The sequence below is a fragment of the Streptomyces glaucescens genome (genome assembly GCF_002154375.1).
GTDB lineage: Bacteria > Actinomycetota > Actinomycetes > Streptomycetales > Streptomycetaceae > Streptomyces > Streptomyces glaucescens.
Map to the genome: position 1 here is coordinate 1 of NZ_MUND01000945.1, position 560 is coordinate 560.

General features: G+C 74.9%; 1 protein-coding gene. It reads left to right on the forward strand.

Translation table 11 applies throughout. The features are described 5' to 3' along the window. Positions 1–560 (forward strand): NUDIX domain-containing protein (locus CCN42_RS39590; RefSeq protein WP_143662204.1); only part of this gene is annotated, 560 nt, incomplete at both ends.

Genomic DNA, 560 nt, shown 5'->3' on the forward strand with positions numbered 1-560 from the left:
TGGCGGCGGCGCTGGCGCGGGAGCTGGCCGATCCGCACACGGAGGTGCTGCTCGCGCGGAGCCGGGGACGGCTGATCGGCATGGTGATCACTCTGGCGCACCACCCCGACCCGGCCGATCCGGACCCGTGGATCGGGCTGCTGCNNGGCCGCGGTGCCGTGCGGCTCGCCGTCCTCGAGAACAACCCCGGGGCACTCGCCTTCTGGACCTCCTGCGGCTACGAGATCGTCGGTCACCGCCGCGACCGCGCCCTGAACCGCCCCTGCACCGTGCTGTCCAAACCGCTGCGCACCCCGCGCCGCGCCGCCCGGGTCGCCGTGGTGGACCCCGACGGCGCGGTGCTGCTCCTCCGCTACGACAACGTCGAGGTCGGCGTGCACTGGGCGCTGCCCGGCGGCGGCCTGGAGGCGGGCGAGACCCCGCGCGAGGGCGCGCTGCGCGAACTGCGCGAGGAGACCGGCTGGGCGGACCTGGAGCCGGGCCCGCTCCTGTGCACCTGGGAACACGACTTCACGCACAGTGGTGTCCCCGTCCGCCAGCACGAGCACGTCTACGTCACC